Source organism: Pseudomonas jilinensis (assembly GCF_003586265.1).
Taxonomy (GTDB): domain Bacteria; phylum Pseudomonadota; class Gammaproteobacteria; order Pseudomonadales; family Pseudomonadaceae; genus Halopseudomonas; species Halopseudomonas phragmitis.
Map to the genome: position 1 here is coordinate 107,512 of NZ_QJSA01000011.1, position 19,576 is coordinate 127,087.

Sequence of the window (19,576 nt, forward strand, 5' to 3'; positions counted from 1 at the left end):
GGGCGCGTCCAGGGGCGCGTCCCGGGAGGATTTTGCCGTGAATTTTTCACGCTTTTTCGTCGACCGGCCGATCTTTGCCTCGGTGCTGTCGATCATTATTTTCGTGGTCGGCCTGATCAGCATTCCGCTGCTGCCGGTCAGCGAATACCCCGAGGTAGTACCGCCCAGCGTACTGGTCAGCGCCAGCTACCCCGGCGCCAACCCCAAGACCATCTCGGAAACGGTGGCCACCCCGCTGGAAGAAGCGATCAACGGGGTCGAGAACATGATCTATATGAAGTCAGTGGCCGGCAGCGACGGCAGCCTGGCGCTGAGTGTGACCTTTGCCCTGGGTACCGACCCGGATCAGGCCCAGGTACAGGTTCAGAATCGGGTCTCCCAGGCGTTGCCAAGGCTGCCCGAGGATGTGCGCCGGCTCGGGGTCACCACCCAGAAGCAGTCGCCCAACCTGATGATGGCGGTGCACCTGATTTCGCCGGACGACAGCCTGGACGCCACCTATATCCGCAATTACGCGGTGCTCAATATCCGCGATGAGCTGGCACGCATTCCCGGCGTCGGCGAAGCTGGGCTGTTCGGTGCCGGCGACTATGCCATGCGCCTGTGGATCGACCCACAGCAGGCGGCCTCGCTGGGCGTGACTGCCAGCGACATCAGCAGCGCCGTGCAGGAGCAGAATATTCAGGTCTCGGCCGGCCAGATCGGCGCGCCGCCCATGCCGCAGGGCTCGGAACTGCTGATTGCGATCAATGCCCGGGGCCGGCTGGAAACGCCTGAAGAGTTCGGCGACATCGTGCTCAAGACCGGGGCCAACGGCGAAATTACCCGCCTGCGCGATGTCGCACGGATCGAGCTGGCGGCTTCGCAGGACGCTCTGCGGGCCTTGCTCAACGGCCGTCAGGCGGTGGCCATCCCGATTTTCCAGTCGCCCGGCTCCAATGCGCTGGAGGTCTCGGCGGCAGTGCGGGCAAAGATGGCCGAGTTGGCCGAAGCTTTCCCCGAAGGCCTGAGCTGGGAGGTCGCCTACGACCCGACAGTGTTCGTCAGTACCTCGATCAAGGCCGTGATCATGACCCTGCTCGAGGCGGTAGCACTGGTGGTGCTGGTGGTGATCCTGTTCCTGCAGACCTGGCGCGCCTCGCTGATTCCACTGCTGGCGGTACCGGTCTCGATCATCGGTACCTTCGCCGTGTTGCTGCTGCTGGGCTTTTCGATTAACACCCTGACCCTGTTCGCCATGGTCCTGGCGATTGGCATCGTGGTCGATGATGCCATCGTCGTGGTCGAGAACGTCGAGCGAAACATCGAACAGGGTCTGGCACCCCTGGCAGCGGCGCACCAGGCCATGCGCGAAGTCAGCGGGCCGATTGTGGCCATCAGTCTGGTGTTGTGTGCAGTGTTCGTGCCGATGGCCTTTCTCGACGGCATCACCGGTCAGTTCTATCGTCAGTTCGCCATGACCATCGCCATCGCTACTGTGATCTCGGCGATCAATTCGCTGACCCTGTCGCCAGCATTGGCCGCCACCCTGCTGAAACCGCACGGCGCCGCCGCGGACCTGCCGGCGCGAGTGATCGACCGGCTGTTCGGCTGGATTTTCCGGCCGTTCAACCGCTTTTTCCTGCGCAATGCCGAACGTTACCAGCATCTGGTCGGGCGCAGCCTGAGCCGCCGCGGCTGGGTCTTCGGCGTCTATGTCCTGCTGCTGGCCGGTACCGCGCTGATGTTCAGCCAGGTGCCCGGCGGGTTCATTCCGACCCAGGACAAGACCTATCTGGTCGGCAGCATCAGCCTGCCGCCAGGCGCCACCCTCGACCGCACCGAAGCAGTAGCTCGCCAGGTCAGTGATATTGCCCTGGCAACCGAGGGGGTGGCGCATGCGGCAGCGTTTGTCGGCTTCAACGCGCTGCAGGGGACCAACACACCGAATGTCGGCACCGTGTTCATCCTGTTCGACGACTTCAGTCAGCGCACGCGCAGCGCCGAACAGATCAGCGAGGAACTCAACGGCAAGCTGGCAACCATCGACGAAGGCTTCGCGGTGACCTTTATGCCGCCGCCAGTGTTCGGCCTGGGCACCGGTTCAGGTTATTCGCTGTATGTGCAGGACCGCCGCGGCGCCGGTTACGGTGAGCTGCAACAGGCCGTCGATGGCCTGGCATTGGGACTCAGCGAGGCTCCGGGCATGTTTTTCCCGTTCAGCTCCTACCAGTCCAACGTGCCGCAACTGGACGCCGAGGTTGACCGCCTGCAGGCCAAGGCCCAGGGGGTGCGGCTGGATGAACTGTACGCCACCCTGCAGTTGTATTTCGGCTCGCAGTACATCAACGACTTCAACCTGTTCGGCCGCACCTATCGGGTCATGGCACAGGCCGATGCGCCGTTCCGCGACGAGATCAGCGACCTCGACCATCTCTACACCCGTAACGCTCAGGGCGACATGGTGCCACTCAGCAGCATGGTCAGCCTGCATGAAAGCTTCGGCCCTGACCCGGTGATCCGCTATAACGGCTATCCGGCCGCCGATCTGCTGGGGCAATCCGATCCGGGCATACTGTCGTCGGCCCAGACCCTGGCCACGGTCACTGCGATAGCCGCCGACACCCTGCCGCCGGGCATGACCCTGGAGTGGACCGACCTGAGCTTCCAGCAGGTCAATCAGGGCAATGCCGCGCTGGTGGTATTCCCGCTGGCAGTGCTGCTGGTGTTTCTGGTGCTGGCGGCACTCTACGAGAGCTGGGTCATGCCACTGGCGGTGATCCTGATCGTGCCCATGTGCCTGCTGGCGGCATTGTTCGGGGTCTGGCTGAGCGGAGGCGACAACAACATCTTCGTTCAGGTCGGCCTGGTGGTACTGATGGGGCTGGCGTGCAAAAACGCCATCCTGATTGTCGAGTTCGCCCGGGATCTGGAGCAGCAGGGCCATGACACCCTGAGTGCAGCCCTGGAAGCCTGCCGTCTGCGCCTGCGGCCGATCATCATGACCTCGGTGGCCTTCATCGCCGGCGTGGTCCCGCTGGTATTGGCCAGCGGCGCCGGCAGTGAAGTGCGCAACGCCATGGGGATCACGGTCTTCACCGGCATGATCGGCGTGACCCTGTTCGGCCTGCTGCTGACCCCGGTGTTTTATGTCGCCCTGCGCCGGCTGGCGCAAAGGCGCAGCCAAACCGCAGCCCCGGAGCAAACGCACCATGCATAAATCGCTCATCATCACTGGCGCATTGATCCTGGCCGGCTGCGCCGCCGGCCCCGACTATCAGCCGCCGGAGCTGCCGGCACTGACACACTTTGCCGAAGATCCGGGTGTGGCGGCGACCGACCCGGCTGTTGAACAGCACTTCTGGCGCGGCTTTGACGACCCGTTGCTCGATAGCCTGATCGCCCAGACCCTGGCCCACAATCAGGACCTGCAGGCCGGGCTGGCCCGTTACCAGCAGGCCCAGGCCCTGCTGCGCGGCGCCCGGCTCGAACAACTGCCCAGTGCGCGCCTGAACGCCAGTGCCGGTGAGCAGTATCTGGCGGAACTGGAACGCCCAGTCAACGGTCGGGAGCGGGTCGAGCGGTACCAGGCCGGGCTGGCGCTGAGCTGGGAGCTGGACCTGTTCGGCCGCCTGAGTCGTCTGACGCAGGCGCAAGCTGCCGCGCTTGAGGCCAGCGAAGCCGATCTGGGCGCCCTGCAGGTTGCCCTGATTGGCCAGTTGGCCACCAGCTACTTCGAGCTGCGCGGTTTGCAGTTGCGTCATCAGGTAGCGCAGCAGAATGTCGAACTGCAACGGGCTTCGCTGGATCTGGTCAGCACCTGGCTGGAAGCCGGACGCGGCACTCTGCTCGATCAGGTACGCGCCGAAGCCCAGTTGCAGGCTCGCCAGGCCCTGCTGCCCGAACTCGAAGCCAGCATCCAGGTCAGCCTGCACCGCATCAGCGTGCTGACCGGCCAGCCACCCGGGAACTGGCCGCCAGCACTGCTTGCCTCCCAGCCATTGCCAGCCATGCCGATGCTGATCAGCCCTGGCACCCCTGGCGAACTGCTGCGCCGCCGACCTGACATTCGTGCCGCCGAGCGACGGCTGGCCAGCAGCAACGCCCTGATTGGGGTGGCCAGTGCCGACCTGTTCCCGCGCTTCAGTCTTGATGCATTGCTGGGCTCCGTAGCTGGCTCCGGTGCCGACCTGTTCAGTGCCGGCAGCAGTTCACGCAGCCTGATGCTGGGGGTCGACTGGAGCTTTCTGGATCGCGGACGAGTCAATGCCCGGGTTGATGCCGCTCAAGCCAGTAGTGCCGAGGCCCTGGCTGACTATCGTCAGACCCTGCTACTGGCGCTGGAGGAGACCGAAACCTGGCTGGTCCGCTACCACCGAGGGCTGGATACCGACGCCCGGCTGCAACAGGCGGTGGCCGCCGCCGATATCGCCGTGGCACAGGCTCAGGACCGCTACCGCCAGGGCTATATCAACTACTTTGAAGTATTGACCGCCGAGCAGGAGCTCAGCGATCTACGTGATCGTCTGGAGCAGAGCCGCACCACCACCGCGCTGGCGATGGTCAGCCTGTATCGCTCGCTGGCCGGAGCCCCAAGCCCGGAAACAGAGCTGTTGGCAGCTCGAACCAATGCAGGCTTAAGCGGTCTGAAATGAGAGATATGCTCAGGGAGTTCGTCATGTTTCGCTACTTGTCAGTGTTCCCGCTGTTCATGCTTCTGGCTGCCTGCCAGAGCAGCCCGATACAACAGGATTATGACCCCAACCGCAGCTATACCCAGTACCGCAGTTGGGCCTGGGCCGAGCCGGCGGTCAGTTATGCCCCGGCCGACCCACGCCTCCAGAGCGACCTGACCACTCAGCGCATTCGTGAAGCGGTGGCCGGGCAGCTGGATGTGCGCGGCCTGCGCCCGGCCGTGGCCGGAGCCGAGCCAGACCTGACCGTGCGCGCTCATCTGGTGGTGGAAAATCGCCAGGATCAGGTCACCACCAGCTACGGTGGACATTGGGGAGGTTACTGGCGTGGCGGCTGGGGCGGCCCGGGCTATTATGAAACCCGCACGGTCGACTACCGGGTTGGCACCCTGCAGATCGACCTGTTCGATGCCCAGGACAACCAGTTGGTCTGGCGCGGTAGTGCCAGCGAAGTTCTGCGCGACGGTGAACAGACACCCGCCGAGCGCAGCCGCAAGATGCACGAACTGGCCGCCAAGGTATTGAGTCGTTTCCCGCCGCAGTGATCAGAAGTTTGCCGGGGTCGTGGCGCTGATCAGCACGCAGGCCGTTTCGAACGGGTTGCGGAAGCGGTGTGGCTGGTTACTTTCAAAGTAGTAACTGTCGCCGGTGTCGAGAATATAGATCTCGCTGCCAACAGTGAGCTCCAACTGGCCGCTAACCACGATACCGGCTTCTTCACCTTCGTGGTTAAGCATATCCGGGCCGGTATCGGAGCCGGGCGGGTAGATTTCGTTGAGGAACGAGAAGGCACGGTTCGGGTGACCCTTGCCGACCAGCTTCATGGTCACTTCCCCCGCGCCGATATCCAGCAGTTCATCGGCCCGGTAGACCACCTGACGCTGGGCATCCTGTTCCAGTTCCAGGGAAAAGAAATCAACCAGCGACATGGGAATGCCGGATAGAACTTTTTTCAGGGAACTGACCGAGGGACTGACGCTGTTTTTCTCGATCATGGAGATGGTGCTGTTGGTGACACCGGCGCGTTTGGCCAGTTCACGCTGGGACAAACCTTTAAGTTTGCGAATAGCTTTAAGACGGGCACCAACGTCCAAGGTCGGGATCCTCCGGGATGTATCGACAAGCGTTATTGGAATCTGATGCCGGGCATCATTGCACGACTGTTCAGAATTTTCAACGCTTGCGACAATCAGCCCCGATAATGACGCGGCACCCGGTTGAGGTTGCAGAACAACTGATAGGGAATGGTTGCCGCCCAACTGGCCACTTCGCTGGCATTCAAACCCGCGCCCCAGAGCCGTACCAGGCTACCCAAGCCACTGCCCGGCAGGTCAGTCAGGTCCAGGGTCAGCATGTCCATCGACACCCGACCGATCAGTTGCGTGCGCTGGCCGTCAACCAGCACCGGCGTACCGTCTTTGGCATGCCGGGGATAGCCGTCGGCATAGCCCATGGCAACCACCCCAACCCGGGTATCGCGCGGAGCCACGAAGCGCGAGCCATACCCAATCGGCTCGCCGGCCGCCACCTGACGCACGGCAATGATCCGGGACTCCAGCTGCATCACCGGTCTGAGCTGCTCAGCCTGGGCTTGCGGGAATTCGAACGGGGTAGCGCCGTAGAGCATGATGCCGGGGCGCAGCCAGTCGCCATGAGCCTGTGGCCAGGCCAGTACGCCAGGGGAGTTGCACAGACTGCTGGGCCCGTCCAGACCCCGGGTAGCCGCAGCGAAGGTCGCCAGTTGCTGCTCGGTACGGCCGGTTTCAGGCTCGTCGGCACGCGAGAAGTGAGTCATCTTGGTCAGGCTGGCAACCTTGCCGCCAGCCTGCAGGGCGCGCCAGATCGCCGGATATTCCTCGGGCATGAAACCAACCCGATGCATGCCACTGTCGAGCTTGAGCCAGACGTTCAGTGGCAGGCGGATATCCGCCTGCTCAAGGTCGTGCAACTGGCCGTGATGATGAATCACGGTCCACAGCCGATGCTGCTGGATCAGCGCCAGCTCGTCAGCCTCGAACCAGCCCTCTAGCAGCAGTATCGGCTTGTCGATACCCGCGTCGCGCAGTACCAGGGCCTCTTCGATGCAGGCCACCGCGAAACCGTCAGCCACCGGCGCCAACGCCTGGGCGCAGGGCACGGCGCCATGGCCATAGGCATTGGCCTTGACCACCGCCAATGCCTGGCGGCCGGACAGGCTCTTGGCCAGCTGGTAATTGTGGCGCAGGGCGTTGAGATCGATCAGAGCTTGGGCTGGGCGCATGTTGAATTCTTGAAAAAATGCGGGGCTGGGTGCCCCGCCAAGGCCTAGATTATCAGACTGTTGTGGTCGCAGGGAGCAACAGGCTGATGGGGGTACTCGATAGCTGGATCGCCACGGGCCTGCGGCCCGCGCGATGACAGATTCTGGCAACCGGGATGGCTGTTATCGTCATTGCGAGCCGCACAGCGGCGCGGCAATCCTCAGCAGTGGCGCTTAGAGTGCAGCCACCACCGACATTTCCACCAGAATCTCCGGTTCGCACAGCTTGGCTTCGACTGTGGCGCGGGCCGGGGCGGTGCCTTGCGGCAGCCACTGGTCCCAGACACTGTTCATTGCCTCGAAGTCGGCATCGATGTCCTTCAGGTAGATGGTCACCGACAGAATCTTGGTCTTGTCGCTACCGGCCTCGGCCAGCAGCTTCTCGATTTCCTGCAGGGTGCTGCGGGTCTGGGTCGCGGCATCGCTGGCCAGATCCTCGTCAGCTGCCACCTGACCGGCCAGATACACGGTGTTCTGGTGGATGACGATCTGGCTCATGCGGCGGTTAGTGTGCAGACGCTGTACGGACATTCCGGCGAGTCTCCTTGTAGGTGGTGTAACGGTCGATGCCGAAACCTTCGTTGCGAATGGCCGGCTTGCGGCCGCTCATCAGATCGGCCAGCAACTGGCTGGAGCCACAGGACATGGTCCAGCCCAACGTGCCATGACCGGTGTTCAGGTAAAGATTACGCAGCGCGGTTGCACCAATGATCGGCGTGCCGTCCGGGGTCATCGGCCGGAATCCGGTCCAGAAGCTGGCCTGAGCAGCATCACCGCCCTGCGGGAACAGATCGCCGACCACCATTTCCAGGGTAGCCCGGCGCTTGTCGCGCAGTTCGGTATCGAAACCGGCCAATTCTGCCATGCCGCCGACCCGGATACGCTCAGCGAATCGGGTAATGGCGACCTTGTAGGTTTCGTCCATCACGGTCGATACCGGGGCCATATCGGGGTTGCTGACCGGCAGGGTCAGTGAATAGCCCTTGACCGGGTAGACCGGCAGATCGATGCCATGGCTGCGCAGCAGTTGCGGCGAGTAGCTGCCCAGCGCCAGCACATAGCTGTCGGCCCGCAGGATCTCGTCGCCGGCGCGCACGCCGGTGACTCGCGCACCATCGCTGAGCAGCTCCTGAATGTTGCAGTTATAACGGAATTTGACCCCCAGCTCGGCGCACTTGGCCGCCAGCCGGGTGGTAAACAGGTGGCAATCACCGGTTTCGTCGTTGGGTAGGCGCAGACCGCCGACAATTTTGTCGGCACTGGGTGCCAGGCCCGGCTCAAACTGTACGCAGCCAGCCCGGTCCAGCACCTGGTAAGGCACATTGCAGCGCTCCAGTACGGCGATGTCCTGGGCAGCGGCGTCCATCTGCTTCTGGGTGCGGAACAATTGCAGGGTGCCGAGTTCACGGTGTTCGTAGTCGACGCCACTGTCGCGACGCAGGTCCATGAGGCAGTCGCGGCTGTATTCGGCCAGACGCATCATGCGTTCCTTGTTGACCGCATAACGCGCCTCGGTGCAGTTGGCCAGCATCTTCATCATCCAGCGGTACTGGAACGCATCAGCAGTCGGCCTAATGGCCAGTGGTGCGTGCTCGGCCATCATCCACTTCAGCGCCTTGACTGGCACGCCGGGAGCGGCCCAGGGCGCGGAATAGCCGGGCGAGATCATGCCGGCGTTGCCAAAGCTGGTTTCCAGGCCGGGGCCGGGCTGGCGATCAATCACGGTGACCTCATGGCCAGCCTTGGCCAGATACCAGGCGCTGGTGATGCCGATGACACCGCTACCGAGAATGAGAACCTGCATGGACTGCTCCCGCACCTGTGTGCTGAAAAGGCTGTTGTTGTGAGGCCCACCGGTGAGACAAAACACCACATGGGCGATATCTCTATTCTAGGACAGGTGCTCTTTAGGCTTTTTTCGTTTATTTTCTGTTTGGCGGGAAATCATCTCGAAGTAATAACAATGATCGGGAAAAAATTATGAAAACACGCAGAGCCTCCAGCCGCGAACTGGACAAGATCGACCGACATATCCTGCGCATCCTCCAGCAGGAGGGGCGGATTTCCTATGTCGAGCTGGGCGAGCGGGTGGGGCTGTCGACTACGCCATGCATGGAGCGGGTCAAACGTCTGGAGCGGGAGAAATTCATCCTCGGCTATGGTGCCCAACTGAACCCGCACAAGTTGCAGGCCAATCTGCTGGTGTTCGTCGAGATCAGCCTGGCATCGAAGTCGGCAGATATCTTCGACGACTTTCGCCGGGCAGCGATCAAGCTGCCGCATGTGCTGGAGTGCCATCTGGTCTCCGGCGACTTCGATTATCTGCTCAAGGCGCGGATCTCCGAAATGACCTCGTACCGCAAACTGCTCGGCGACATCCTGCTCAAGCTGCCAGGGGTACGCGAGTCGAAGAGCTATATCGTCATGGAAGAGATCAAGGAGACGTTGGCGATCCCTATACCCGACGACGAATAATCGCTATGCTGGTGTCAATTTTTATTGACACTCTTTCGCTATATCAAACGGAACCCCCATGGCCAACGCTCCGACCCATACGCCTGAACACGCCCCGTCCTATTACGCCGCCAGCACCAACATGGCGTTGAGCTTTCCGGCGCTGACCAGCGAGGAGTGCGCCGATGTGTGCATTGTTGGCGGCGGTTTCACCGGTCTGAATACCGCCATCGAGCTGGCCCAGCGCGGTTTTTCGGTGGTGTTGCTGGAAGCCTGTCAGGTCGGCTGGGGTGCCAGCGGCCGCAACGGCGGCCAGTTGATCCGCGGGGTTGGTCATGATCTCGAACAGTTCGAGTCGATCATCGGTGCCGAGGGCGTGCGCGAACTCAAGCTGATGGGTCTGGAGGCGGTACAGATCGTGCGCCGGCGCATCGAGCAGTTCAATATCGACTGCGATCTGACCTGGGGTTATTGCGATCTGGCCAACAAACCCGCGCATCTGGAAGCCTTCCGGGAAGACATGGCCGAACTGCGCGGACTCGGTTACCAGGCCGAGATGAAGATCATTGAGCCGGACCAGATGCACAGCGTGGTCGGCTCGGATGTCTACGTCGGTGGCATGACCGACATGGGCTCGGGTCATCTGCATCCACTCAATCTCGCCCTGGGCGAGGCCCGGGCCGCGCAGTCGCTGGGTGTGCGGGTGTATGAACAGTCGGCGGTCACTGCTATCGACTATGGCCCGCAGGTCACGGTCCACACCGCCAGCGGCAGGGTTCGGGCCGGGCAACTGGTGATCGGCTGCAACGCCTATCTGCGCGAACTGCAGCCGCAGCTCAGTGGCAAGGTGTTGCCCGCCGGCAGTTACGTGATTGCCACCGAGCCCTTGAGCGAGGAGCAGGCCCGCCGCCTGATTCCGCAGAACATGGCGCTGTGCGACCAGCGCGTGGCGCTCGACTATTACCGGCTCTCCAGGGACCGACGGTTGCTGTTCGGCGGTGCCTGTCATTACTCCGGGCGCGACCCACAGGACATCGCCGCCTACATGCGCCCGAAGATGCTGCGGGTCTTCCCGCAACTGGCTGACGTGAAAATCGACTATCAGTGGGGCGGGATGATCGGTATCGGTGCCAACCGCCTGCCGCAGATCGGCAAGCTGCCTGGCCAGGCCAATGTCTTCTTCGCCCAGGCCTACTCCGGGCATGGGGTCAACGCCACCCACCTGGCCGCGCAACTGCTGACCGAGGCGATCAGCGGCCAGGCCAGTCGGGGCTTCGAGCTGTTCAGCCAGGTCCCGCACATGACCTTCCCCGGCGGCAAGCAGTTCCGCTCCCAGTTGCTGGCGCTGGGGATGCTATGGCATCGGATCAAGGAAGTGTTCTAGGGTCTGTTGACGTTGACCACAGGCAAGAGCCGTCAAGAACACATACCGTCATTGCGAGGGCCGCAGGCCCGTGGCAATCCATGCCGGGAGCGCGTCTGGCAGGCGGTATGGATTGCCGCGTCGGCGGATGGCCGCCCCCTGCGACTCGCAATGACAGGCTTGTCGCACGCCAACTCAATCGCGCACTTCAACCAGCCCGTGCGGCAGTTCGGCAATCTTGCCCGGCTGGCCGCCCAGGTCGATCAAGTCGCCATTGGCCGGCAGTAGGCCGCCGATGCCCAGGCTGCGAGCAAAACTTTGGTGCGCCTGCTGGTGGTAACGCTCGCCATGCACCGGCAGCAGCCAGCGCGGCCTGAGCCAGCCGTAGAGTTGCCGCAGATCTTCCTGCGGCGGATGGCCGGAAGCGTGGATCGGCGCCATGTCGTCATCGATCACCTCTACCCCCTGCTCCTTGAGCCCCTGCTTGATCGCCGCCAGCGCCACTTCGTTGCCGGGAATCAAGCGCGAGGAAAACAGCACCGCATCGCCCGGTTCCAGGTTCAACTGCGGATGATTGCCGGCCGCCAGTCGGCCCAGGGCCGCCGCCGGCTCGCCCTGACTACCGGTACAAACCCAGAGCTGCTGCTGACGCGGCAAAAACCCCAGCTCCCAAGGGCCGATAAACCCAGGCTGGCCGTTCAGGTAGTTATGCGCCCGGCCAGCCGCGTGCAAGGTCACCAGACTACGACCGAGCAGACCAGCGTAGCGGCCGGTATCAAAGGCGATCTCGGCCAGGCTGTGCAGGCGGGCAATATTGCTGGCGAAGCAGGTGACAATCACCCGCTGGCGCAACGGCCGGATGGTGTCGAGCAGGCCGTTCTGTACCTCGGCTTCGGAGCGACTGCCGCCAACCACTGAGGCATTGGTCGAATCACCGATCACCACGTCAATCCCGGCCTTGCCCAGCGCTTGCAGCCGGCCCTGGGCGGTCAGACCACCCACCACTGGCTGCGGATCGAGCTTCCAGTCACCACTGTGGTAAAGCCGCTTACCGGCCACCTCAAGGACGATGGCGTGGGATTCGGGGATCGAGTGGGTGACCGGAATCCACTCGACCTGAAACGCCCCAATGCCGACCGGCTGCAGCGGCTCGATAATCTTCAGGCTTGGCCACTCGCGGTTGGGGTCGAGCTTGTTGCGGATCAGCCGGGCAGCGAACGGGCTGGCGTAGATCGGGCAGTTGAGCGCCGGCCACAGATGCGGGATGGCGCCGATATGGTCTTCATGGGCGTGGGTGATCAACAGTGCCGAGAGCTGGATATCGTGCCGCTCCAGCGCCGCCAGACTGGGGACCGACACCCGGTTGCGCCCGGCCGCGCCCGGCTCCAGGGCAAAGCCACAGTCGATGGCGATCCACTGCCCGGCACTGCCGTACAGATAGAAGTTGGCCCCGAACATCCCCGCGCCGCCCAAGGCCACGAACAGCGGGCCTTCCTGATTGTGAATCTGATCGAAACGGGCGGTAGGCATCGGCGCTCCTAGTTAGGGTCTGTTGCCATTTCATCACAACCGCGCCGGCGCCTGAAGGGCTCAGCCGAAAAACCAGTAGCACACGCCAATGGCGGTCAGCATCCCGGCAAGGTCGGCCAGCAGCGCACAGCCCAGCCCATGGCGGATACGGCGGATGCCGACTGCCCCGAAATACACCGCCAGCACGTAGAAGGTGGTTTCGGTGCTGCCCTGCATGGTCGCGGCCAGCAGTGCCGGGAAGCTGTCGACCCCGAAGGTATTCATGGTTTCGATCATCATCGCCCGCGCGCCGCTACCAGACAGCGGCTTGATGAAGGCGGTCGGCAGGGCATCAATGAAGCGGGTATCCCAGCCCAGCGCCTCGATCAGCCAACGGATGCCATCGAGCCCGGTGTCGAGCACCCCGCTGGCGCGCAGAGCGCCGACCGCCACCAGCATGGCAACCAGATAGGGCAGCAGGGATACGGTGAAGCTGAAGCCTTCCTTGGCCCCTTCAATGAAGGTGTCATAGACATTGACCTTGCGCAGCGCGGCAATACCGAGAAAGGCAATGATGATGCCGAACAGGGTCAGGTTGCCGACCAGGGTCGAAGTTGCGGCCAGCGCCTGAGCCGACATCCCGGCCAGGCTGGTCAGCAGCAGCCCGAGCGCCAGTGCACCGGCGCCCAGATAGGCCAACACCACCGGATCCCAGAGCTTCAGTCGCTGGATCAGCGCGACACTAAGCAGCCCGACCAGACTGGAGGCGGTAGTGGCCAGCAGAATCGGCAAGAATACCGCGGTCGGATCGGCGGCGCCCTGCTGGGCCCGATACATGAAGATGGTCACCGGCAGCAGGGTCAGCGACGAGGTATTAAGCACCAGAAACAGGATCTGCGCGTTGCTGGCGGTATCCTTGCTCGGGTTCAGACTCTGCAGTGCATGCATGGCCTTGAGCCCGATCGGGGTGGCGGCGTTGTCCAGGCCCAGCACATTGGCGGCAAAATTCATGGTGATGTGCCCTGCGGCCGGATGACCACTGGGCACCTCCGGCATCAGCCGGCGAAACAGCGGATTCAGCAGGCGCGCCAGCAGGCTGATCAGCCCGGCCTTTTCGGCAATCGCCAGAAAGCCCAGCCACAGGGTCATGGTGCCGACCAGCACCAGCACAATCTCAACACTGAGCCTGGCCATGTCGAACAAGGCCGCGACCAGACGGCTGAATACCTCGGCATCGCCAAGCCCCAGCCACTGCCACAGTGCGGCGACGAACGCGGCGAGGAAAAAACTCAGCCAGATTCCATTGAGCATTGGTTACGGCTCAACCATCAAGGTCTGCTCGCTGATCGGCTCGGCCAGCCAGATCTGTAGCGGGGCATCCAGCGCAGCACGCGCCTCGGGTGCCAGGGCGGCAAGCAGCGCGGCGGTTTCGATGTCGGGTAGCCCTCGGTGATCGGCCGGGCGGAAGCGCATCTGGAAGGCAGCCAGCACGTTGCGAGTCACCCGGCTCCACAGGCCATCATCCGGCACGGCATAACCGACTTCGGCCAACGCCTGCTGGAACCAGCCAAGCGAAGGGGTTCGTCCGGCCAGTTGGGCCTGCACCTCGGCCACCTGGGCCGCATCAGGCCAGATCGCCACCCCAGCCTCGGCCAGTTGCCGCCAGGGAAACAGCGGGCCGGGATCAACCTTGCGCTGCGGCGCGACATCGCTATGGCCGATGACCCGCTCAGGGCCCAGGCCGTGGCGTTGGAGGATGTCACGCAGCAACGGGATCAACGCCTCAATCTGGGCCGGCTCCCACGGCTGCCAATGCCGCTGGCCGTTCTCCTCGCGGTAGCCCTGGTTCACCAATTCGATACCGATTGAGCTGGCGTTGAGCCAGGTCCGCCCCTGCCAACTGCTCTCGCCGGCATGCCAGGCCCGGCGGTCCTCATCGACCAGACGATAGATGGTCGGCGGGTTTTCATCGATCAGGTAATGGCTACTGACGCCGCCAGTGGCCAGATTGCGCAGCGAGCGCTCAAAACCGGATGAGGTGTAGTGCAGGATCACGTACTGAACCCGGCTGTCCTGGCTCAGGGCGCTGTAGCGGGTGTCGATCTGCGGTGATCCGGCGCAGCCGGCCAGCACCGCCAACAGAAGAATCAGACTCAACGCGCCACGCCGCATGCAAACTCCTAGGTAGGCCGGGATAGGGTCTGCCTATCTTGCGGGTTTGCCGGCAGGCCATCAAGGGCCAACAGGGGCTGAACTCAGTCGGCGCAGATCAACCGGTTGCGCCCGTCATCCTTGGCCCGATACATGGCCCGGTCCGCCCGGTCGAACACTTCATCCAGGCTGTCATCGGCCCGGAACTCGGTATAGCCCAGGGAGATGGTGATCGGTACCCGTTCGCTCTTGAAGTGGAACGGGCAAGCCTCAATCCCGGAGCGCAGCTCTTCCAGTACCACATGACCCTGGGCGCTGCTGGTGCCGGGCATCAGCAGGACAAACTCTTCACCGCCGAAACGGCCGATGAAATCGGTCTTGCGCAGGCGCCGCGACAACTGCTGGGCAATCAGGCGCAACACCTTATCGCCGGCCAGGTGGCCAAAGTTGTCGTTGATGCTCTTGAAGTGATCGACATCCAGCACTGCCAGCAGCAACTGGCCACCATAGCGTTGCCAGCGGTCGAACTCTTCTTCCATGCGTTTTTGCAGGCCGGCGCGGTTGGGCAGCCCGGTCAGGCTGTCGACCATCGCCCGTTCGCGCTGCTCCTCGAGGTGCTTGCGGAAAGTCTGGGCTTCGACCTCCATAACCTTGATCCGTTCGACCATGACCTGCAGGCGTTCAGCCACCTCCTGCTCATGCTGCTCACGCAAGTGACGGGCCTGATCGACATTGCTCAGCAGCGCATCGAGCTTGGCCTCGACATTGGCCTTGAGCGCGTCCAGGTCGGAGGCGTCGCGAACATCGTCGTGCAGGTCCTCGACCTGATTGCGGATCGCCCCCTCCAGCGCCCGCCCAGCCTCCAAAGTGTTGTTGTAGGCGTCATGGGCCGCTTCCAGATTGCCCTGAAACTGCGCCAGACGCTTGTTGAGCTGCTGCAGATAGCGCTCAAAGTCGGCCTGGCGCTCATTCTGGGCGCTGAGAATCAGCAGACCGAGCTCGTCCAGCACCGCCGCCAGCTCATACCAGTTAAGGCCACGCGTGACCTGCTCACGCAGCCGCTCGGCTTGCGATACCTGGGCATCAACGACCTGCAATTCGCTGAGCAGATTGAGCAAAATACCTTCGATATTGGCGGCGATCGCCGAGTAGTTGTGCTCTTCGCCCGCCAGATTGCCGGGCACCTGAACTATCTCGCCATTGCTCTGGGCAGGCTGTTGCTCAGGCTCTTCAGCCTGATCAGTCGCACGACCGAACAGGCGCGTCCACAGTCCTGGTGCCGACATCTCCTGATTTGGATTCAAGGCCTGCCCCTGCACATCCACCAGATCATCTAGCAGGTCGGGAATCTTCGAGGCGTACTCGATCGGCTTGTCCAGCCGCTTGAGCAACTGACGCAAGGTCTTGGCCGCGTCCTTGGGCGGATCCAGCTCCTGAAGCTGCTCGGCCAATTGCCTGAGGTTGAGGCTGATACGCTGCAGGTTGTTCTGCCGGGCACTGTCGGCGGTCAACACCGCATGCTCCAGGTCAGGCATCAGGTCGGCCAGTTTAAACGGCGGGGCGTCACTACGCAGGGCGCTGCGCAGCTCCTTGAGCTGACGATCCAGCAGCGGATCCACGCCATCTGCGGCAATACTGACCCTCACCAGCCCACGCTTGAGCAGCTCTTCCTGATCGGTGGTCTCAAAGGCATCGTGCCCGTTTTGTCGTCGGCTGTTTCGGGTATCGGACATGGGTGCTCCTACGCACGGCGTACCCAAGGATTATAGGGGAATTTGACCTGCTGGCTACTGGCTAGGCGTGGCGCAGGCTATCGGGCAGACGAATGTGCATGGCCACCGGCAGATGATCGGAAATTGCCTGGGGCAACACATCGACCTGTTCGATATCCAGACTAGAGCTGAGCAGAATGTGATCAAGCACCCGGGCGGGTTTCCAGCTCGGGTAGGTACCGGGCAGGCTGGCGGTATGCAGGCCACTGCCACGCAGCGGCGAATGTTCCAGCAGATCAATGGCATGGGTGTTCATGTCACCCATCAGCACCACATGTTTGAAATCGCTTATCCGTTCTCGGATATAGGCCAACTGACTGGCTCGGGTTCGGGTGCTGAGCGCCAGATGCATCATCACCACCAGCAACTGTTCATCACCCTGACCGAAACGGGTCAGGATCGCTCCGCGTCCAGGCAGCATGCCCGGCAGCTTGTGATCTTCTACCAGTTTTGGGGCGAAACGGCTGAGCAGGCCATTGGAGTGCTGGGCAAAACGCCCGAGATTGCGGTTAAGCTGCTGGTACCAGTAGGGGAACTGGCTTTCCTTGGCCAAATGCTCAACCTGGTTGACGTAACCAGAACGCAGGCTGCCACCATCGACTTCCTGCAGGGCCACCAGATCGAACTCGCTGAGCAACTGAGCGATCTGGCGCAAGGTGTTCTGACGCCCGGCATGCGGCAGCAGATGCTGCCAGCTTTTGGTCAGGTAGTGGTGATAACGCTGGGTATTGATGCCGACCTGGATATTGAAGCTGAGCAGTTTCAACACCTCGGGCAACGGCTGCCCCTCACAGGGGCAATGCGGATTGGTACGCAGCTCTGCGGGCAGGGCGTGACCATGGGTCACGCGGCGCCAGGGAACATTAGTTGCGGCCAGCATCATGGCACCTCAGAGCGCCTGACGTTCCTGATCGACCAGGAACTCGGCGACCTTGAGCATTTCATCGAAACCACCAACCATACCGCCTTCGATCCGGTACTTGCCGTTGACCACCAGGACCGGCACACCAGTCGCACGGTAGCTGCGCGCCAGACGCGAAGCCTGATCCATTTTGCTGCGCACACCGAAGGAACTCCAGGCCCGCTTGAAGGTGTCGCTGCTAATGCCATAGGGCTCGAGCAGCTTGATCATGGCCCCTTCATCGGCCAGGCGGTTACCCTGGTTGTGGATGGCCTGGAACACTGCGGAGTGGGTTTCATCCAGCTTGTTGAGGCTTTCCAAGGTATAGAACAATTGACCATGGGTGTTCCAGGTTCCACCAAACATGGCCGGAACCGGGCGGAAATGCACATCCTCAGGAAGTTGCTTCTTCCAGTCCTGAATGATCGGTTCAAAGGTGTAGCAGTGACCACAGCCATACCAGAACAACTCGACCACTTCGATCTTGTCAGGCTCCTGAGTCGGCGCCGGCGTGGGCAGCACTACATAGTGAACACCAGCCTTGTACGGGGCCTCTTCCTGGGCATGGGCCAGAGTCAGGGCACCCAATAGCCAGACCGCGAAAACAGATAACCAGACACGCATGCAGCTCTCCCCAAAGAATACGTCAGTTGCTTGTTGTGACCATCAGGCCGGTAAAAAGATTCCCTGGCCGATGGTCGCATAATAGGTCAGGCGCTGGTAGACGCCCATAAAGAAAGGGTGGCCTAAGCCACCCTTTTTGAGAAGCGGGCTGCAACACCCGGCAACATCTGAGCTTAACGCAGGCCCTGGATATAGTTGGATACCGCTTCGATATCCTTGTTGCTCAGGCGACTGGCGATGGTCCGCATGACTTCGGTATCACCGTCATTGACCCGGTCACCTTCACGGAAATCGGTCAGCTGCTTGGCGGTATAGGCCGCATGTTGGCCGGCCAGACGCGGATAACCGGCCGGATCGTTGCCTTTGCCGGTCGGAGAGTGGCAACCGATACAGGCCGGCAGACCAGTTTCCAGATTGCCGCCGCGGAAAATAGCCTCGCCACGCTCGGCCAACTCAGCGTCGGCAACGCCCAGACTCGGCGACTGGCTGTTGTAGAAGGCAGCGATGTCACGCAGATCCTGCTCGTCGAAACCGGTCAGCATGCCGGTCATTTCCAGCACCGGACGACGGCCTTCCTTGATGTCGATCATCTGCTTGAGCAGGTAGCGTTCGCCCTGACCAGCAAGCTTGGGGAAGTTCGGCATGGGGCTGTTGCCGTCGGGGCCGTGACAGGCAGCACACATGGCAACCTTGCCCTGACCGGCTTCAGCGTCGCCCTGGTTTGCATGGGCCGCACCGGCCACACCGAGGGATAACACCAGACTGACGAGTAGTTTGTTCATCGGCTAATCCAATAACGGCTAAAAGAAATCGTTGGCTCTGCCCGCCACCCCGGTCTTCGATGGACCACGTTATGTCTGGCGAACGGCCGTATTCATCATTCTGTCCGGCCGCGACCTGGCGCTGATCGGACAGTGGGCATTCATGCTATCCGCGACGCTCAACAGGTGCAATGCACGAACTGTCGCAGTGCCTTTCAGATATAAAACCGCGGCATTATATACTAAGCTACCCACGAACGTGAACGCCTTAAGACTCCTGTCGTGCCAGCCAACGGATACCCCATGTCTTCTGCAACACCCCTTGTAACACTTTGTCAGCGTGCCCACTTCATCAAAAGTGCCAGCCAGGTTGACCAGTGCCCGCCCGATCAGGGTTATGAAGTCGCCTTCGCCGGGCGTTCCAACGCTGGCAAGTCCAGCGCCCTGAATACCCTGACCCATGCCCGTTTAGCGCGCACCTCGAAGACGCCGGGACGCACCCAGTTGATCAACTTCTTCGGTCTCGATGAGCAGCGGCGACTGGTCGATTTGCCCGGCTACGGCTACGCCAAGGTGCCACTGGCGCTCAAGGAGCACTGGCAGCAGCATCTGGATGCCTACCTGACCGGGCGTCAGTGCCTGGCCGGCGTGGTGCTGGTGATGGATATTCGTCATCCGCTGTCGGAGTTTGACCAGATGATGCTGGAGTGGGCCAACCTGGCCGGGCTACCAGCCCATATCCTGCTGAGCAAGGCCGACAAGCTGGCTTTCGGTGCAGCCAAGAATAGCCTACTCAAGGTCCAGAGCACTATCCGCAAGGAATTTGGCAACCGCGCCAGCGTCCAGCTGTTCTCGGCACCCAAGCGCCAGGGTCTGGATGAGGCCTATGCCGTATTGGAAAGCTGGCTGTTTCCCGTCGACGAAGACCAGGGCCAGGAACAGTAGTCCGCCCGCCCGGGAACTCCGGGCGCTTGAGCACAAGCTTGGCGCTGGCAGAGGATCGGTGCGCAGCCTCCCAGGAACCGCAGGCAAAAAAAACCCCGAGCTTCTATGGGGAGGGAAGGCTCGG

The 19,576-nt window shown here is 62.2% G+C and carries 17 protein-coding genes; 6 read left to right on the forward strand and 11 right to left on the reverse strand.

Going from position 1 to position 19,576, the window contains the following annotated elements; all coding sequences use genetic code 11:
• Positions 1 to 37: 37 nt before the first annotated feature.
• The 3 genes from C2846_RS13080 to C2846_RS13090 are packed head-to-tail and all read left to right on the forward strand — an operon-like array spanning position 38 to position 5,218.
• The gene (locus tag C2846_RS13080; protein WP_119701633.1) at positions 38 to 3,199 is read left to right on the forward strand and encodes an efflux RND transporter permease subunit; all 3,162 of its coding nucleotides are present in this window, start codon (positions 38 to 40) and stop codon (positions 3,197 to 3,199) included.
• Complete coding sequence (locus C2846_RS13085; RefSeq protein WP_080048841.1) at positions 3,192 to 4,634, forward strand: efflux transporter outer membrane subunit; 1,443 nt, start codon at positions 3,192 to 3,194, stop codon at positions 4,632 to 4,634. Before C2846_RS13080 ends, C2846_RS13085 begins: the two co-directional genes overlap by 8 nt.
• A gap of 23 nt (positions 4,635 to 4,657) precedes the next feature.
• Positions 4,658 to 5,218 carry a DUF4136 domain-containing protein gene (locus C2846_RS13090; protein ID WP_080048842.1) on the forward strand — a complete coding sequence of 187 codons (561 nt, stop codon included), beginning with the start codon at positions 4,658 to 4,660 and terminating at the stop codon, positions 5,216 to 5,218.
• Here C2846_RS13090 and C2846_RS13095 read toward each other — a convergent pair whose 3' ends face one another.
• The 4 genes from C2846_RS13095 to C2846_RS13110 all read right to left on the reverse strand — a co-directional run bounded on the left by C2846_RS13095 (position 5,219) and on the right by C2846_RS13110 (position 8,776).
• Complete coding sequence (locus tag C2846_RS13095; protein ID WP_080048843.1) at positions 5,219 to 5,767, reverse strand: cupin domain-containing protein; 549 nt, start codon at positions 5,765 to 5,767, stop codon at positions 5,219 to 5,221. It abuts the gene before it with no gap.
• A gap of 95 nt (positions 5,768 to 5,862) precedes the next feature.
• Positions 5,863 to 6,933 (reverse strand): alanine racemase, encoded by a 1,071-nt coding sequence (gene alr, locus C2846_RS13100; protein ID WP_119701634.1) that lies wholly within the window; start codon positions 6,931 to 6,933, stop codon positions 5,863 to 5,865.
• Between the two features lie 213 nt (positions 6,934 to 7,146).
• Complete coding sequence (locus C2846_RS13105) at positions 7,147 to 7,503, reverse strand: RidA family protein (RefSeq protein WP_119701635.1); 357 nt, start codon at positions 7,501 to 7,503, stop codon at positions 7,147 to 7,149.
• Entirely contained in the window at positions 7,478 to 8,776 is a 1,299-nt protein-coding gene (locus tag C2846_RS13110; protein WP_080048846.1) for a D-amino acid dehydrogenase, read from the reverse strand. The genes C2846_RS13105 and C2846_RS13110 overlap by 26 nt, the downstream gene beginning before the upstream one ends.
• 176 nt (positions 8,777 to 8,952) lie before the next feature.
• Here C2846_RS13110 and C2846_RS13115 point away from each other — a divergent pair, with 176 nt between their 5' ends.
• Together C2846_RS13115 and C2846_RS13120 are read left to right on the forward strand one after the other, a co-directional pair.
• Positions 8,953 to 9,447 carry an Lrp/AsnC ligand binding domain-containing protein gene (locus C2846_RS13115; protein WP_080048847.1) on the forward strand — a complete coding sequence of 165 codons (495 nt, stop codon included), beginning with the start codon at positions 8,953 to 8,955 and terminating at the stop codon, positions 9,445 to 9,447.
• Between the two features lie 58 nt (positions 9,448 to 9,505).
• Positions 9,506 to 10,810 carry an NAD(P)/FAD-dependent oxidoreductase gene (locus tag C2846_RS13120; protein WP_080048848.1) on the forward strand — a complete coding sequence of 435 codons (1,305 nt, stop codon included), beginning with the start codon at positions 9,506 to 9,508 and terminating at the stop codon, positions 10,808 to 10,810.
• 174 nt (positions 10,811 to 10,984) lie between these two features.
• Here the strand turns inward: C2846_RS13120 and C2846_RS13125 are convergent, their stop codons facing one another.
• The 7 genes from C2846_RS13125 to C2846_RS13155 all read right to left on the reverse strand — a co-directional run bounded on the left by C2846_RS13125 (position 10,985) and on the right by C2846_RS13155 (position 18,528).
• Positions 10,985 to 12,319, reverse strand: a complete 1,335-nt coding sequence (locus tag C2846_RS13125; protein WP_119701636.1) for a ribonuclease J — start codon at positions 12,317 to 12,319, stop codon at positions 10,985 to 10,987.
• A 60-nt stretch (positions 12,320 to 12,379) separates the two neighbouring features.
• Positions 12,380 to 13,609: a nucleoside recognition domain-containing protein gene (locus C2846_RS13130; protein WP_119701637.1), complete on the reverse strand. Its 1,230-nt coding sequence runs from the start codon at positions 13,607 to 13,609 to the stop codon at positions 12,380 to 12,382.
• 3 nt (positions 13,610 to 13,612) lie between these two features.
• Positions 13,613 to 14,470 (reverse strand): N-acetylmuramoyl-L-alanine amidase, encoded by an 858-nt coding sequence (locus C2846_RS13135; RefSeq protein WP_080048851.1) that lies wholly within the window; start codon positions 14,468 to 14,470, stop codon positions 13,613 to 13,615.
• Between the two features lie 83 nt (positions 14,471 to 14,553).
• Entirely contained in the window at positions 14,554 to 16,182 is a 1,629-nt protein-coding gene (locus tag C2846_RS13140; RefSeq protein ID WP_080048852.1) for a GGDEF domain-containing protein, read from the reverse strand.
• Positions 16,183 to 16,243: 61 nt separating this feature from the next.
• A complete protein-coding gene (locus C2846_RS13145) occupies positions 16,244 to 17,101 on the reverse strand; it encodes an endonuclease/exonuclease/phosphatase family protein (RefSeq protein WP_080051613.1) in 858 nt (285 codons plus the stop codon).
• A gap of 9 nt (positions 17,102 to 17,110) precedes the next feature.
• On the reverse strand, positions 17,111 to 17,746 hold the full coding sequence (locus tag C2846_RS13150) for a thiol:disulfide interchange protein DsbA/DsbL (RefSeq protein ID WP_080048853.1): 636 nt from the start codon (positions 17,744 to 17,746) through the stop codon (positions 17,111 to 17,113).
• A 173-nt stretch (positions 17,747 to 17,919) separates the two neighbouring features.
• Positions 17,920 to 18,528 (reverse strand): c-type cytochrome, encoded by a 609-nt coding sequence (locus C2846_RS13155; RefSeq protein ID WP_080048854.1) that lies wholly within the window; start codon positions 18,526 to 18,528, stop codon positions 17,920 to 17,922.
• A 282-nt stretch (positions 18,529 to 18,810) separates the two neighbouring features.
• Here C2846_RS13155 and yihA point away from each other — a divergent pair, with 282 nt between their 5' ends.
• On the forward strand, positions 18,811 to 19,452 hold the full coding sequence (gene yihA, locus C2846_RS13160; protein ID WP_119701638.1) for a ribosome biogenesis GTP-binding protein YihA/YsxC: 642 nt from the start codon (positions 18,811 to 18,813) through the stop codon (positions 19,450 to 19,452).
• The last annotated feature ends 124 nt before the right edge of the window (positions 19,453 to 19,576 follow it).

Bases quoted from the DNA above. Each gene is read 5' to 3' on its own strand.
- C2846_RS13085 (WP_080048841.1), top strand. From the start codon at position 3,192: ATGCATAAATCGCTCATCATCACTGGCGCATTGATCCTGGCCGGCTGC.
- C2846_RS13150 (WP_080048853.1), bottom strand. From the start codon at position 17,746: ATGCGTGTCTGGTTATCTGTTTTCGCGGTCTGGCTATTGGGTGCCCTG.
- C2846_RS13145 (WP_080051613.1), bottom strand. From the start codon at position 17,101: ATGCTGGCCGCAACTAATGTTCCCTGGCGCCGCGTGACCCATGGTCAC.
- C2846_RS13155 (WP_080048854.1), bottom strand. From the start codon at position 18,528: ATGAACAAACTACTCGTCAGTCTGGTGTTATCCCTCGGTGTGGCCGGT.
- C2846_RS13110 (WP_080048846.1), bottom strand. From the start codon at position 8,776: ATGCAGGTTCTCATTCTCGGTAGCGGTGTCATCGGCATCACCAGCGCC.
- C2846_RS13130 (WP_119701637.1), bottom strand. From the start codon at position 13,609: ATGCTCAATGGAATCTGGCTGAGTTTTTTCCTCGCCGCGTTCGTCGCC.
- alr (WP_119701634.1), bottom strand. From the start codon at position 6,933: ATGCGCCCAGCCCAAGCTCTGATCGATCTCAACGCCCTGCGCCACAAT.
- C2846_RS13135 (WP_080048851.1), bottom strand. From the start codon at position 14,470: ATGCGGCGTGGCGCGTTGAGTCTGATTCTTCTGTTGGCGGTGCTGGCC.
- yihA (WP_119701638.1), top strand. From the start codon at position 18,811: ATGTCTTCTGCAACACCCCTTGTAACACTTTGTCAGCGTGCCCACTTC.
- C2846_RS13120 (WP_080048848.1), top strand. From the start codon at position 9,506: ATGGCCAACGCTCCGACCCATACGCCTGAACACGCCCCGTCCTATTAC.
- C2846_RS13140 (WP_080048852.1), bottom strand. From the start codon at position 16,182: ATGTCCGATACCCGAAACAGCCGACGACAAAACGGGCACGATGCCTTT.
- C2846_RS13115 (WP_080048847.1), top strand. From the start codon at position 8,953: ATGAAAACACGCAGAGCCTCCAGCCGCGAACTGGACAAGATCGACCGA.
- C2846_RS13125 (WP_119701636.1), bottom strand. From the start codon at position 12,319: ATGCCTACCGCCCGTTTCGATCAGATTCACAATCAGGAAGGCCCGCTG.
- C2846_RS13090 (WP_080048842.1), top strand. From the start codon at position 4,658: ATGTTTCGCTACTTGTCAGTGTTCCCGCTGTTCATGCTTCTGGCTGCC.
- C2846_RS13105 (WP_119701635.1), bottom strand. From the start codon at position 7,503: ATGTCCGTACAGCGTCTGCACACTAACCGCCGCATGAGCCAGATCGTC.